This window comes from Streptomyces sp. NBC_01498 (assembly GCF_036327775.1).
Taxonomy (GTDB): Bacteria; Actinomycetota; Actinomycetes; order Streptomycetales; family Streptomycetaceae; genus Streptomyces.
In genome coordinates this window covers 111,616-124,176 of the sequence record NZ_CP109598.1, presented here as the reverse complement: position 1 = coordinate 124,176, position 12,561 = coordinate 111,616, and the positions used below count along the sequence as shown (strand labels likewise).

Annotated in this window: 12 protein-coding genes; 8 read left to right on the top strand and 4 right to left on the bottom strand. The window is 71.9% G+C overall.

Annotated features, from left to right (window positions below):
* Positions 1-15: 15 nt before the first annotated feature.
* The 4 genes from OG875_RS00445 to OG875_RS00430 are packed head-to-tail and all read right to left on the bottom strand — an operon-like array spanning position 16 to position 3,565.
* Positions 16-777, bottom strand: coding sequence for a thioesterase II family protein (locus OG875_RS00445; RefSeq protein ID WP_330172184.1), 762 nt, complete (start codon positions 775-777; stop codon positions 16-18).
* Between the two features lie 28 nt (positions 778-805).
* A complete protein-coding gene (locus OG875_RS00440) occupies positions 806-997 on the bottom strand; it encodes a ferredoxin (RefSeq protein ID WP_330172183.1) in 192 nt (63 codons plus the stop codon).
* Between the two features lie 46 nt (positions 998-1,043).
* Positions 1,044-2,279 carry a cytochrome P450 gene (locus OG875_RS00435; protein ID WP_330172182.1) on the bottom strand — a complete coding sequence of 412 codons (1,236 nt, stop codon included), beginning with the start codon at positions 2,277-2,279 and terminating at the stop codon, positions 1,044-1,046.
* Positions 2,280-2,338: 59 nt separating this feature from the next.
* On the bottom strand, positions 2,339-3,565 hold the full coding sequence (locus tag OG875_RS00430) for a cytochrome P450 (RefSeq protein WP_330172181.1): 1,227 nt from the start codon (positions 3,563-3,565) through the stop codon (positions 2,339-2,341).
* A gap of 384 nt (positions 3,566-3,949) precedes the next feature.
* On the opposite strand from OG875_RS00430, the gene OG875_RS00425 reads away from it, so the two are divergent.
* From OG875_RS00425 to OG875_RS00390, 8 genes are all read left to right on the top strand, one after another.
* Positions 3,950-4,846, top strand: a complete 897-nt coding sequence (locus OG875_RS00425) for a proline iminopeptidase-family hydrolase (RefSeq protein WP_330172180.1) — start codon at positions 3,950-3,952, stop codon at positions 4,844-4,846.
* Positions 4,847-4,977: 131 nt separating this feature from the next.
* Complete coding sequence (locus OG875_RS00420; RefSeq protein WP_330172179.1) at positions 4,978-5,961, top strand: ACP S-malonyltransferase; 984 nt, start codon at positions 4,978-4,980, stop codon at positions 5,959-5,961.
* Between the two features lie 49 nt (positions 5,962-6,010).
* Complete coding sequence (locus OG875_RS00415) at positions 6,011-6,262, top strand: phosphopantetheine-binding protein (protein ID WP_330172178.1); 252 nt, start codon at positions 6,011-6,013, stop codon at positions 6,260-6,262.
* Between the two features lie 14 nt (positions 6,263-6,276).
* Positions 6,277-7,974 carry an AMP-binding protein gene (locus OG875_RS00410; protein WP_330172177.1) on the top strand — a complete coding sequence of 566 codons (1,698 nt, stop codon included), beginning with the start codon at positions 6,277-6,279 and terminating at the stop codon, positions 7,972-7,974.
* Complete coding sequence (locus OG875_RS00405; RefSeq protein ID WP_330172176.1) at positions 7,971-9,518, top strand: AMP-binding protein; 1,548 nt, start codon at positions 7,971-7,973, stop codon at positions 9,516-9,518. The genes OG875_RS00410 and OG875_RS00405 overlap by 4 nt, the downstream gene beginning before the upstream one ends.
* Positions 9,515-10,762 (top strand): type III PLP-dependent enzyme, encoded by a 1,248-nt coding sequence (locus OG875_RS00400; protein WP_330172175.1) that lies wholly within the window; start codon positions 9,515-9,517, stop codon positions 10,760-10,762. The genes OG875_RS00405 and OG875_RS00400 overlap by 4 nt, the downstream gene beginning before the upstream one ends.
* A 2-nt stretch (positions 10,763-10,764) precedes the next feature.
* On the top strand, positions 10,765-11,244 hold the full coding sequence (locus OG875_RS00395; protein WP_330177541.1) for a cobalamin B12-binding domain-containing protein: 480 nt from the start codon (positions 10,765-10,767) through the stop codon (positions 11,242-11,244).
* Positions 11,241-12,551: a methylaspartate mutase gene (locus tag OG875_RS00390; RefSeq protein WP_330172174.1), complete on the top strand. Its 1,311-nt coding sequence runs from the start codon at positions 11,241-11,243 to the stop codon at positions 12,549-12,551. The genes OG875_RS00395 and OG875_RS00390 overlap by 4 nt, the downstream gene beginning before the upstream one ends.
* Positions 12,552-12,561: the final 10 nt, after the last annotated feature.

Below are 12,561 nucleotides of genomic sequence, written 5' to 3'. Positions count from 1 at the left end.
TCGCGCCGACAGGACCTACGCGCCGCTGGGCACCAGGCCCGCCAGCCGTCGCTTCAGACTGGCCGTCAACTCCTGGCGCCGGTCGGCCAGATAGAAGTGGCCGCCGGAGAAGATCTCCAGGGAGAACTCCGCCGTGGTGTGCTCCCGCCAGCGGGCCGCCTCCTCGGAGGTGACCTTCGGGTCGTCGTCACCGATCAGCGCCGTGACGGGGATGTCCAGCTCGGGCCCCGGCCGGTGCGTGTACGTCTCCACCGCCCGGTAGTCCGCCCGCAGCGCCGGCATGATCATCGCGACGATCTCCTCGTCGTCCAGCAGCGTCCCCACCGTGCCGTCCAGCGACTTGAGCTCGGCGATCAGGGACGCGTCGGGCTTCAGATGGAGACGTTCGTCCCGGTGCGTCGAGGGAGCCCGCCGGCCCGAGGCGAACAGGGCCAGCGGACGGTGGCCCGCCGACCGGAGCCGGCGCGCCACCTCGTACCCCACCAGCGCCCCGTAGCTGTGGCCGAACAGCGCGAACGGCCGGTCGCTCCACGGTTCCAGGGCCTCGGCGACCCGGTCCGCGAGCAGACACAGGTCCTCCACCGCCGGCTCGTGCCGCCGGTCGTGCCGCCCCGGATACTGCACGGCCAGCACCTCGACGTCCGGGGCCAGCGCCGCGGACAGCGGGTGGTAGTACGACGCCGCGCCGCCCGCGTGCGGCAGACACACCAGCCGGGTCGGGCTGCCGGAGTTCCGGTGCGGGACGCGCACCCAGGTGTCGTCGGTCGAACGGGTCATGAAGCGATCCTCCGCTGGTTCGTGCAGGTCAGCCGGTGAGGGTGATGACCTGCGTCGGACAGGTGAGGGACGCCTGGAGCACGTCGTCGTGCGTCTCCTCCGGCGGCTCCGGCGCCAGAAGCACGGTCAGACCGTCGTCGGCCTGGTCGAAGACCTCGGGCGCGAGCAGCGCGCACTGGCCGGAGCCGGTGCACCTGTCGCGGTCGATGTGGACGCGCATGATGATCCTCCTCTGAAGCGCGAACAGGGCCTGCGGGCGGGGCAGCTCACCAGGTGACGGGCAGTTCGTAGACGCCGTAGACCATGGCGTCGTCCTTGAACGGCAGGGAGTCCACCGGCGCGGCCGTCCGCAGACCGGGAATGCGGCGGAACAGCGTCTCGTACACCACTTCCAGTTCGACCCGGGCCAGGTTCTGCCCGATGCACTGGTGGATGCCGAAACCGAACGCGAGATGGCCGCGCGCGTCGCGCCGCACATCCAGCGTGTCGGGGTCCGGGAACACGTTCTCGTCGTGGTTCGCCGCGTTGTTGAGCGCCAAGATGCCCTCGCCCGCGCGGATCACCGTGCCGTCGAGGTCGATGTCCTCGACCGCGACCCGCGCCGTGCCCGAGTCGGAGATGCTGAACAGGCGCAGCAGCTCCTCCACGGCCTTCGGCCACAGGGTGGGGTCCTCCTGGACGACCGCGAGCTGCTCGGGGTGCTCCAGCAGGGCCAGCACACCCAGGGCGATCATGTTCGCCGTCGTCTCGTGCCCGCCCACCAGCATGAGCCGGGCCATGGTCACCACGTCGAGGTGGTCGCACGCCCCGGTCACCCGGTTCTTCGCGAGGAACCGGCTGAGCAGGTCGTCGCCCGGCTCGTTCTCCTTCGCCGTGACCAGTTCGTCCAGGTACGCGTCCAGCGTGGCCACCGCCGCGCCGTACTCCTCCTGGCTGAGGTCACGGTTCATCAGCCGCGCCGACCACTCCTCGAACTTGGCGTGGTCGTCGTACGGCACGCCCAGCAGCTCACAGATGACCAGCGACGGCAACGGCAGCGCGAGGGCCGACACCAGGTCGACCGGACCGCCGGCCGCCAGCATCGCGTCGATCCGCTCGTCCACGATCTCCTGCACCCGCGGGCGCATCTCCCGGGCCCGCCGCGCCGTGAACTCCGAGAGGAGCATGGAGCGCTGGGCGGTGTGCTCCGGCGGGTCCATCGACAGCAGCATCAGCCGGATGTGCTGGAGCATCTCGTCGGGGATGTGGAACTGGTGCGGATACCCCGGCAGTTTGAGGTTGGAGCTCGCGCGCGAGTCCCCCAGGACCTTGCGGACGTGGTCGTGACGGGTCAGCAGCCAGGTCGGCTTCCCGTTCACCTTCAGCTGGGCGCGCGAGACGGGCTCGCTCGCACGCAGCTTCGCGTACTCCTCCGGCGGCGCGAAGGGGCAGGTGCGCCGCATCGGGAACTCCGGCAGGCCGGTGACGTCCGTGTCCGCGTTCTGTTCGGCTGGCTGGGTCATGGTGCCCTCTCTGACTCTCGCTCTGGTTCTCGTCGTACGGCGGCGGGGGAGGGACGGACCTACCAGTTCACCGGCAGCTCGTACAGGCCCCAGACGATGGCGTCGTCCTTGTAGCGCAGCTCGTCGGACGGCTTCTCCAGCCGCAGGGTGGGAATCCGGCGCAGCAGGGTGCTGTAGACGACGTCCAGCTCCAGGCGCGCGAGGTTCTGCCCGATGCACTGGTGGACGCCGTAGCCGAACGCCAGATGGCTGCGGGTGGACCGGCGCACGTCGAGCCGGTCCGGGTCCGGGAACACGTTCTCGTCGTGGTTCGCCGAGTTGTTCAGCGGCATGATGCCGTCACCGGCCCGGATGATCTTTCCGCCGATCTCAATGTCTTCCGTCGCCACCCGCGCGGTGCCCGCGTCGGAGATGCTGAAGAACCGCAGCAGCTCCTCGACGGCCTGCGGCAGCAGCGCCGGTTCCTCCTTGACCGCGGCGAGCTGCTCGGGGTGCTCCAGCAGCGCGAGCATGCCCAGGGCGATCATGTTCGCCGTCGTCTCGTGGCCCGTGACCAGCATCAGCCGCGCCATGCTCACGATGTCGGAGTGCTCGACGGCCGGCTCGGCCCGGTTCAGCTCGATCAGCCGGCTGATCATGTCGTCGCCCGGCTCGGACTCCTTCAGGGTCACCAGGCCGTCGACGTACTTGTCCAGCTCGTAGTGCGCGAGACCGCGCTCCTCGTCACTGATGTCGTGGTTCATGATCCCCCACGCCCAGTGCTCGAACCGGTCGTGGTCCTCGTAGGGCACCCCGAGCAGTTCGCAGATCACCAGCGAGGGCACCGGCAGCGCGAGCGCGGCCACCAGGTCGACCGGACCGCCGGCCGCCAGCATCGCGTCGACCCGCTCGTCCACGATCTCCTGCACCCGGGGCCGCATCGCCCGCATCTGGCGCAGGCCGAACTCCGGCGCCAGCATGCGCCGCTGGACCGTGTGGTCCGGCGGGTCCATGGACAGGAACGTCAGCGGCACCGACTGGAGCATCTCCTCCGGCACCGGCACCTGGAGCGGGTAGCCGGGCAGCTTCAGATTGGCGCTGACCCGCGAGTCCGCGAGGATCTGCTTCACATGGTCATGACGGGTGATCAGCCATGCCGGCTTGCCGTTGACCTTCAGCGACGCCCGCGAGACGGGCTCGTTCTCCCGCAGCTCCGCGTAGCGCGCGGGCGGCGCGAAGGGGCAGGAACGGGTCATCGGGAACGGCGGGTGCTCGGCCTCGCCGGAACGATCGGCAGCAGGGTTCATGGTGCCCTCTCGAACTCGATACATGGGTGGGGCGCGGATTTCCGGGTACGCGGTCCCCGGCGCGGAACACGGGGCCCGCTCCGGGGGAAGCGCGGACCCCGCGCCCGTCAGTGGCCCGCGGTTCGCCGGTGCGAGGCGATCCGGCCCGGCCGCCTCCCGCACAGTAATTCGCCCCCCGCGCGGCCGAACCCCCCTACCTCCCCCTGCCGCGTCCCCGCCCCGGACCAGCACGGGAACCGCCGCCGGGCCCCGTCCGGCCGGCCCGCCGGGCGCCGCTTCCGTAGGGGCGGTTAGGGGGTCCAGATCGGCGGCCGGAGGGGTTTAGCGTCGATACCGATCACGCTTCCGTGGTCCCTCCCAAGCAACTGGAACGGGGTGCGCACCGTGTCACCGCATGCCAGCGACAAGGGCACCGTCCCCTTCGGGGAGTACCGGACCTGGTACCGGGTGACCGGTGACCTGGGGGCCGGCCGGCCCGCGCTCGTCGCGGTGCACGGAGGTCCCGGCAGCACGCACGACTACCTGCTCGCGCTGGCCGCCCTCGCCGACGAGGGCTGGCCCGTCGTCCACTACGACCAGCTCGGCAACGGCGGCTCCACCCATCTGCCCGGCAAAGGCGCCGACTTCTGGACCGTGGACCTGTTCCTCGCCGAGCTCGACAACCTCCTGAACCGGCTCGGAATCGCCGACGACTACGTCCTGTTCGGGCAGTCCTGGGGCGGTCCGCTCTGCGCGTCGCACGCCATGGGCGCGCCCGCCGGACTGCGCGGACTCGTCGTCGCCAACGCGCCCGCCTCCATGCCGCTGTGGCTCAGCGAGATGGCGGCGCTGCGGGCCGAGCTGCCCGCCGGTGTCCAGGAGACCCTGCTCCGCCACGAGGCCGCCGGCACCACCGACGACCCCGACTACCTGGCCGCCATGCGGGTCTTCTACGACCGCCACGTGTGCCGCGTCCAGCCGTGGCCGCAGGACTTCCTCTCCTCCTTCATGGAGATCTACAACGACCCGACCGTCTACTACACGATGAACGGGCCGAACGAGTTCCACGTCATCGGGACCCTCCGCGACTGGTCGATCATCGACGACCTGCACCGGATCACGGCCCCGACCCTGCTGATCAGCGGCCGTCACGACGAGGCGACGCCCGCCGTCATGCGGCCGTACGCCGACCGGGTCCCCGGCGCGCGCTGGGAGGTCTTCGAGGAGTCGAGCCATCTGCCGCACCTGGAGGAGCCCGAGCGGTTCCGGGACGTGATGGTCGACTTCCTGAAGAGCCTGTAGCGCACACCGCGCCACGCCCGTACGGCGCCGGACGGCACCACGCGTCCCGCCGCGGTCCGGTGTGCCCGAACCGTCCCGAGCCATCACACGAGCCGGCCCGCGCTCCGACGCGCGCCCGCCAAGGGGAGGCCATGAACAGCACAGCGAACGACGGCACGGCCGGGGCGGACGCCACCGCGATGGTGTTCCCCGGCATGGGACCGTCGCCCTTCTCCGACGTGGGCCGCTTCATGGTGGTCAACCCGGAGGCCAGGGAACTGGTCGCCATCGCCGACGACGTCCTCGGCTACTCCCTCGTGGACACCTTCCGCGAGGCGGAGGGCGACTACTCCGAAGCCGCCCAGGTCGCCTTCCTGGTCAACTGCCTGGCCTCCGCCCGCTGGGCGGAGCGGGAACTCGGCATCGTCCCCTCGGTGGTGACCGGACCGAGCTTCGGCGAGAAGGCCGCACTCGCCTACTGCGGCGCGCTCACCGTCCCCGAGGCGATCCGGATGACCGCCGAACTCGCCCGCTGCATGGACGACTACTTCCGCACCGCCCACCAGGACATCGTCACCCTGTCCTTCGTCCGCGCCCCCGAGGAGGGACTCGCGGCGATCTTCGCCGACCTCGACGCCGAGGGCGAGTGGCACGACATCTCCTGCTACATCGACGACGGCTTCTACATGGTCTCGCTCAGCGAACACCGGGTGGACTGGTTCCGCTCCCGGCTCCGCGACGTCGGCGCGCTCTCGCTCTACACGATGCGCCCGCCCATGCACTGCCCGGCGTTCGCGCCGCTGCGCGAGCGCGCCGAGCGCGAGGTCCTCGCGGGCCTCGACTTCGCCGACCCGAGGCTGCCGGTCGTCGCCGACCAGGACGGCGCCCTGCTGAAGACCGGACCGGAGCTGCGGACGATGCTGCTCGACAGCTTCACCCGCCCGCTGAACTGGCCCGACGTCATCGACGGACTGCGCGCCGTCGGCACCCGCCGGGTCTGCGTCGCCGGCCCCGACAACCTGTTCGGCCGGGTGGCCCGGACGACCGAGGCGTTCGAGGTCGTCCCCGCCAACCCCCGCGCGGCGATGACGCCGCGCCGCGCGCCCGGCCGCCGTACCCGTGTCCGCGCCGCCTGACGGCGGGCCACCGACGGACGACCACCCCTCACCCCACCTTGGAGTCACCGTGCCGGACGACCGTTTCGCCCCGCTGCTGCGCCAGTTCCTGCCCTTCGCGGCCCCCGACGAGCCGCTCGACGACGACGTCAAGCTGCGCGACCTCGGACTCGACTCGCTGGGCATGGTGCAGCTCCTCGGCGCGCTGGAGGACACCTACCAGGTCCGCTTCCTCGGCGACGAACTCACCATGGGCTCCTTCGAGACGCCGGGCATCCTGTGGAAGACGGTCGACACCCTGTCCCACCGCGACGCGGGCTGAGGGCGGGGCCCACCGTGAACCCCACCCTCACCACGGACACCACACTGCCGGGACGGTTCCTGCGCGGCCTGGCACGCTCCGCGGACCGTCCCGCCGTGCGGGCGGGCCGGCAGACCCTCACCTACCGGGAACTGTACGAGCGGGCGCTGGGCCTCGCCGGCTCGCTGCTCGCCGAGGTGCCCCGGCCCCGCGCCGTCGGCGTCCTCGTCGGCAAGGGGATCTCGGCCTACCCGACCCTGCTCGCCGGACTGTGCACCGGCGTCACCACGGTGCCCCTCCAGCAGACGTTCCCCGCCGCGCGCACGCTCGGGATGATCGAGGCGAGCGGTGTCGACGCGATCATCGCCGACGACGACTCGCTCCCCGCGCTCCTCGAACTCGCCGAGGCCGGGGCCCGGCTGCCGGTCCTGCTGCGCGCCCACACCGAACTGACCGCCGGCACCGAAGGACTCGGCGGCAGCGAGGGACCCGGCGGGTGCGAGGGTGTCGGGGGAGCGGAGGTACGCCCGGCCCTGATGCCGTGGATCCCCTACCGCACCGCCGCCGCGCTGACCCGGCCGGTCGCCGCGCGGCCCGAGGACACCGCGTACGTGCTGTTCACCTCGGGCTCCACCGGCCGCCCCAAGGGCGTTCCGGTCACCCACGCCAACACCGACCACTACTTCCGGCTGCTCGACGCGCGCTACGCCTTCGGGGCCGACGACGTCTTCTCGCAGAACTTCGACCTCAACTTCGACTGCGGCATGTTCGACCTGTTCTGCGCCTGGGGCTCCGGCGGCACCCTCGTCACCCCGCCCGCCGCCGCCTACCGCGACATGCCCGCCTTCGTGGCCGAACACGGGCTGACCGTCTGGTTCTCCACCCCCAGCGCCGTCGCCCTGGTCCGCCGCATGGGCGGACTGCGCCCCGGCGCCCTGCCCACCCTGCGCCACAGCTTCTTCGCCGGCGAGGCACTGAGCTGCCGCGACGCCGACGACTGGGCCGCCGCCGCGCCGCGGTCCGCGGTGGAGAACCTGTACGGCCCCACCGAACTCACCATCACCGTCAGCGCCCACCGCTGGACCCCCGGCCAGGAACGCGGACTCAACGGCATGGTGCCCATCGGCACCGTCCACGAGGGCCACGGCGTGCTGCTCCTGGCACCGGACGACGACGGCGGCCCGGCCGCCGCAGCCGCCACCGACGAGGGCGAACTCTGCATCGCGGGGCCCCAGTTGACCGCCGGATACCTGGACCCCGAGGACGACCGGGGCCGGTTCTTCGAACGCGCCGGACAGCGCTGGTACCGCACCGGCGACCGGGTCAGACGCGACGCGGACGGTGTCCTGCACTACCTCGGCCGGGGCGACTCCCAGGTCCAGGTGCACGGCGTACGCGTCGAACTCGCCGAGGTCGAGGCCGCCCTGCGGGAGTGCGACGGGGTCCAGGACGCGGTCGCCGTGCCCGTCCCCACCGACGGCTCGGTCGAACTGGCCGTCTTCTACACCGGCCGCCCGAGCGCCCCGGCCGAGCTGGCCCGGCAACTGCGCCGGACCCTGCCCACCGCCGTCGTACCCAGGCGCTACACGCATCTCGACGCTTTCCCGCTCAACTCCAACCGGAAGACGGACCGCAGGCAACTCACCGTCCTGGCGACGGGCGCCCCGGCGCCGGGCACCACGGGCGGCGGGGCGCGCGCGGGAGACCAAGAAAGGTCGTACGGGGCGAAGTGAACACACAACGGAGCATCGGGGCCCGCACGGACGTCATGGTCCACACCCTGCTGGACGAGGCGGTGGACCAGGCCGCCGACAGCTGGGCCGTACGCGACGCGGCCGGCCGCTGGACCTACCGTCAACTCGACGAACACAGCCGCGCGTTCGCCGCCTGGCTGACCGGGCACGGCATCACGCGCGGCGAGCGCGTCCTGGTCCAGGTGCCCAGCACCCGGGAACTGGTCGCGCTCTTCTACGGGGCCGCCCGGCACGGCGCCGTCCTCGTACCGGTCAACACCGGCATGAAGGACTTCCATCTGCGCTCGGTGATCGAGAACTCCGAACCGGCCCTGGTCGTCGTCCCGGACGCCGCCGCGGAACGGATCGGCGCGCTCTCGGCCGCACCGCTGTTCGCCCTGGAAACCGTCTGGGACGACGTCACCGCCCTGCGGGAGCGGGGCGCCGGCGGCCCGGCCGACGGGGCCGAGCCGGACGGCTCGCCCGAGGACATCGCCGTCCTCGTCTACACCTCCGGCAGCACGGCCGCGCCGAAGGCGGTCGTCTGCCCGCACGGCCGGATGGTCTTCGCCTCCGAGGCCATCCAGCTCGAACTCGGCTACCGGCCCGACGACGTCGTCTTCTGCCGCTTCCCCATCTCCTGGGACTACGGCCTCTACAAGATCCTGCTCGCCACCCTCGGCCGCAGCGAACTGGTCCTCGCCGACGGCGAGTCGGACCTCGTACTGCTCGACCGCATCCGCGAGTGCGGCGCCACGGTCGTGCCGATCGTGCCGTCCCTCGCCGCCATGATCTGCGCCCTCGCCGAGCGCGAGCCGTACACCGGACCCGCCGGGCCCGCCCGGGTGCGGATGTTCACCAACACCGGCGCCGCGCTGCCCAAGACCACCGCCGACGGGCTGCGCTCCGCGTTCCCCGGAGTGGACGTCGTCCGCCAGTTCGGCCAGACCGAGTGCAAGCGGATCTCCGTGCTGCCCCCGGCGTTCGAGGACAGCAAGGCCGCCTCCGTCGGCCGGCCGCTGCCCGGCACCCGGGTCCGGATCCTCGGCGAGGACGGCGCCGAACTGCCCACCGGCGCCACCGGCGAGATCGTCGTCGAGGGACCCCATGTGATGCCCGGCTACTGGCGGGCCCCCGAGGTCACCGCCCGCACCTTCCGCACCACCCCCGCGGGTGAACCCCGCCTGCACACCGGCGACTTCGGCCACCTGGACGAGGACGGCTTCCTCTACTACGAGGGCCGCCGCGACGACATGTTCAAACGCCGGGGCGTACGGATGAGCACCCTGGAGATCGAGGCCGCCGCCACCGACATCCCCGGGGTCCGCGCCGCCGTCGCCGTACCGCCCGACGGGGACCGCGACCTCGCCGTCTTCGCCGAGGGCGAGATCGCGCCGCACATCGTCCTGCGCGAACTCTCCCTGCGCCTCGAACTCGCCAAGGTCCCCGCCACCTGCCAGGTCCTGGACGAGCTGCCGCTCACCCAGCACGGCAAGCACGACCGCAAGCAGCTCGCCCGCCTCCTCGAAGGGACCCCCCGGTGACCACCGGCACCGACTTCCACGAGCTCGCCAAGCACTTCGGCACCCCGAGCTACGTGTACGACCTCCGGCGCGTCGCCGCCGCGCGCGACGACCTGCACGCCGCGCTGCCGGAAGAGGTCGTGCTGTACTACGCGGCCAAGGCCAACCCGCACCCGGAGATCCTGCGCGAGATGCGCGGCGACGGCGGCCGGGCCTGCCGCGCCGAGATCAGCTCCACCGGAGAACTCGACGCCGTCCTCCAGGCCGGCTTCCCCGGCAGCGACATCCTCTACACCGGTCCCGGCAAGACCGACGAGGAACTGACCGAGGCGCTCGCCCGCGGCGTCCGGACGTTCTCCGTCGAGTCGCTCGGCGACCTGCGGCGGATCGGCGCCCGTGCCCAGGCGCTCGGCGTCGTCGCCCAGTGCCTGCTGCGGGTGAACAGCGCGGCGGCGAGCGCCCCCACCAGCATCCGGATGACCGGGGTGCCCTCGCAGTTCGGCTTCGACAGCGAAACCCTGCCCGACCTCCGGCACGAGGTGACCGACGTCCCCGGCACGGTCGTGGAGGGACTGCACTTCTTCCCGCTCAGCAACGCGGGCGACGAGGCCAGCCTCGTCGCAGAGTTCCGCAACACCATCGAGACCGCCGCGCACCTCCAGCGCGAACTCGGCGTGCCCCTGCGCTTCCTGGACATCGGCGGCGGGTTCGCCGCCCCGTACGCCGTGAGCGGCGAACGGCCCACCTACCCGAACCTCCGCGCCGAGCTGTCCGCCGCCCTCGACGAGCACTTCCCCGGCTGGCGCGAGGGCGCCCCGACCGTCGCGTGCGAGTCGGGCCGCCATCTCGTCGGCGACAGCGGCTCGCTGCTCCTCGGCGTCGTCAACCTCAAGGAGAGCCGGGGCCGGCGCTTCGCCGTGCTCGACGGCGGCATCAACGTCTTCGGCGGGATGTCCGGCCTCGGCCGGATCTTCCCCGTCACCGTCGGCCCGCTGGAGACCGACCCCGCCGCCGAGCACACCACCAGCCTCGTCGGCCCCCTCTGCACCCCCGGCGATCTGCTCGGACGCGATCTGCGGCTGCCGGACCTGGCACCGGGCGACCTCGTCACCATCCCCAACTCCGGTGCCTACGGGACCACCGCGAGCCTGCTGATGTTCCTCGGCAGACCGGCACCCAAGGAAATCGTCGTACGCGGCACGGAGCTGGTCTCCGTCTCGCGCATCGAACACATACGCGGCTACGAACACGGACAGGCCCTGTGACCATGATGAGAACCACCACCGGCACCACCGCCCCCGCGCCCGGCGCGCACGCCTCCGACGACCGCCCGACGGCCGTCGTCGCGGGCGCGCTGTCCGACTCGCACACCTGGGGGCTCGTCTTCCTCCAGCTGCTGCTGGAGGAGCACGGCCACCGCGTCGTCAACCTCGGCCCGTGCGTCCCCGAGGACCTGATCATCAGCACCCTGCGCGCCGAACGGCCCGCGCTCCTCGTCATGAGCAGCGTCAACGGCCACGGCTACCGCGACGGCATGCGCGCCATCACCGCCCTGCGCGAGTGCCCCGACCTGGCCCGGGTGACCGCCGTCATCGGCGGCAAGCTCGGCATCCACGGCGAGCAGAGCGCCGACGAGACCGTCGGACTGATGCGCGCCGGCTACGACGCCGTCTTCGACGACAGCGCCGAGGGCGTCGCCACCTTCACCCGCATGCTCGCCCCGGTGGCGCAGCGGGCCGCGGTGTGAACGACGCCGGGTCCGGCGCGCACGGCACCGGGTTCGGCGCGTTCGTCGGCCGGGCCCACGCGGCCGGACACCTCGTCGTACAGCCGCGCATGGGCATGAGCGACCCGGCCGTCATGCGGGCCGGGCTGCTGGCCACCCGCGAGGCGCACGCCACCACCGTCGGGACCCTCACCCTGGACAGCTACACCAGGGTGGGGGACCTGGAATCCGCCGAACTGGCCCTGCTCGAAGGGGTCGCGCTCAACGGCTACCCCCTCGTCAGCCACGGCCTCGACACCACCCGCTCCATCCTCGACGGCGTCCTGGACGCGGACTTCCCCGTCCAGGTCCGGCACGGCTCGGCCGTCCCCGAGGACATCTTCAAGGCCCTCATGGCGGCGGACCTCGACGCCTCCGAGGGCGGCCCGGTCTCCTACTGCCTGCCGTACGGACGCACCCCGCTCGCCCAGTCCGTTGCCAACTGGGCACGCTCCACCGCCCTGTTCGCCTCCGCCCGGCGCCCCGGCCTGGAGCCGCACCTGGAGACCTTCGGCGGCTGCATGCTCGGCCAGCTCTGCCCGCCCAGTCTGCTGGTCGCCATCAGCGCCCTGGAGGCCCGGTTCTTCTACGAGTACGGGCTGCGCAGCATTTCCGTCAGTTACGCGCAGCAGACCCACCGGGGCCAGGACAGGGAAGCCGTCGCCGCGCTGCGCCGGCTGTGCACGGAATTACTGCCCGACGCGCAATGGCATGTCGTCGTCTACGCCTATATGGGGCTGTATCCGCAAACCCCCTCCGGCACCTTCGCATTGCTCGGACAAGCGGCCGAACTGGCCGTCGCCACCGGCGCGGCGCGGCTCATCGTGAAGACGGTCTCGGAATCCCTCCGCATTCCGACGATCGAGGAGAACGTCAGCGCGCTGGAACACGCCTCGGCGGTGGCCGCGCGCACCGTACGCGGTACGCCGCCCGACGCCGACTCCGAGACCTACGCGGAGGCGTCCGCGCTGGTCGAAGCGGTGATGAACCTCGGGCCCGACGTCGGACACGGGCTGTTGACGGCGTTCGCCCGGGGCTATCTGGACGTTCCCTACTGCCTCCATCCGGACAACACGGGGCTCAGCAGGAGTTATCTGGACGAGGACGGGCGGCTGCGCTGGGCCGTCACCGGGAAAATGCCGCTGACCCGGACATCCGGAGTCGCCCCGGCCCGTTCGGTGTCGTCCGCGGAACTCCTCTCCTCGTTGTCCTACATTCGCCGGACGTTCGACTCCGGGCCCGCCGGTGATTCCTCCGCCGAGGAGCGGATCGCGCCTAGGGGGGCGTAAGGGGTTATGG

Bases quoted from the DNA above. Each gene is read 5' to 3' on its own strand.
- OG875_RS00445 (WP_330172184.1), bottom strand. From the start codon at position 777: ATGACCCGTTCGACCGACGACACCTGGGTGCGCGTCCCGCACCGGAAC.
- OG875_RS00440 (WP_330172183.1), bottom strand. From the start codon at position 997: ATGCGCGTCCACATCGACCGCGACAGGTGCACCGGCTCCGGCCAGTGC.
- OG875_RS00435 (WP_330172182.1), bottom strand. From the start codon at position 2,279: ATGACCCAGCCAGCCGAACAGAACGCGGACACGGACGTCACCGGCCTG.
- OG875_RS00430 (WP_330172181.1), bottom strand. From the start codon at position 3,565: ATGAACCCTGCTGCCGATCGTTCCGGCGAGGCCGAGCACCCGCCGTTC.
- OG875_RS00420 (WP_330172179.1), top strand. From the start codon at position 4,978: ATGAACAGCACAGCGAACGACGGCACGGCCGGGGCGGACGCCACCGCG.
- OG875_RS00395 (WP_330177541.1), top strand. From the start codon at position 10,765: ATGATGAGAACCACCACCGGCACCACCGCCCCCGCGCCCGGCGCGCAC.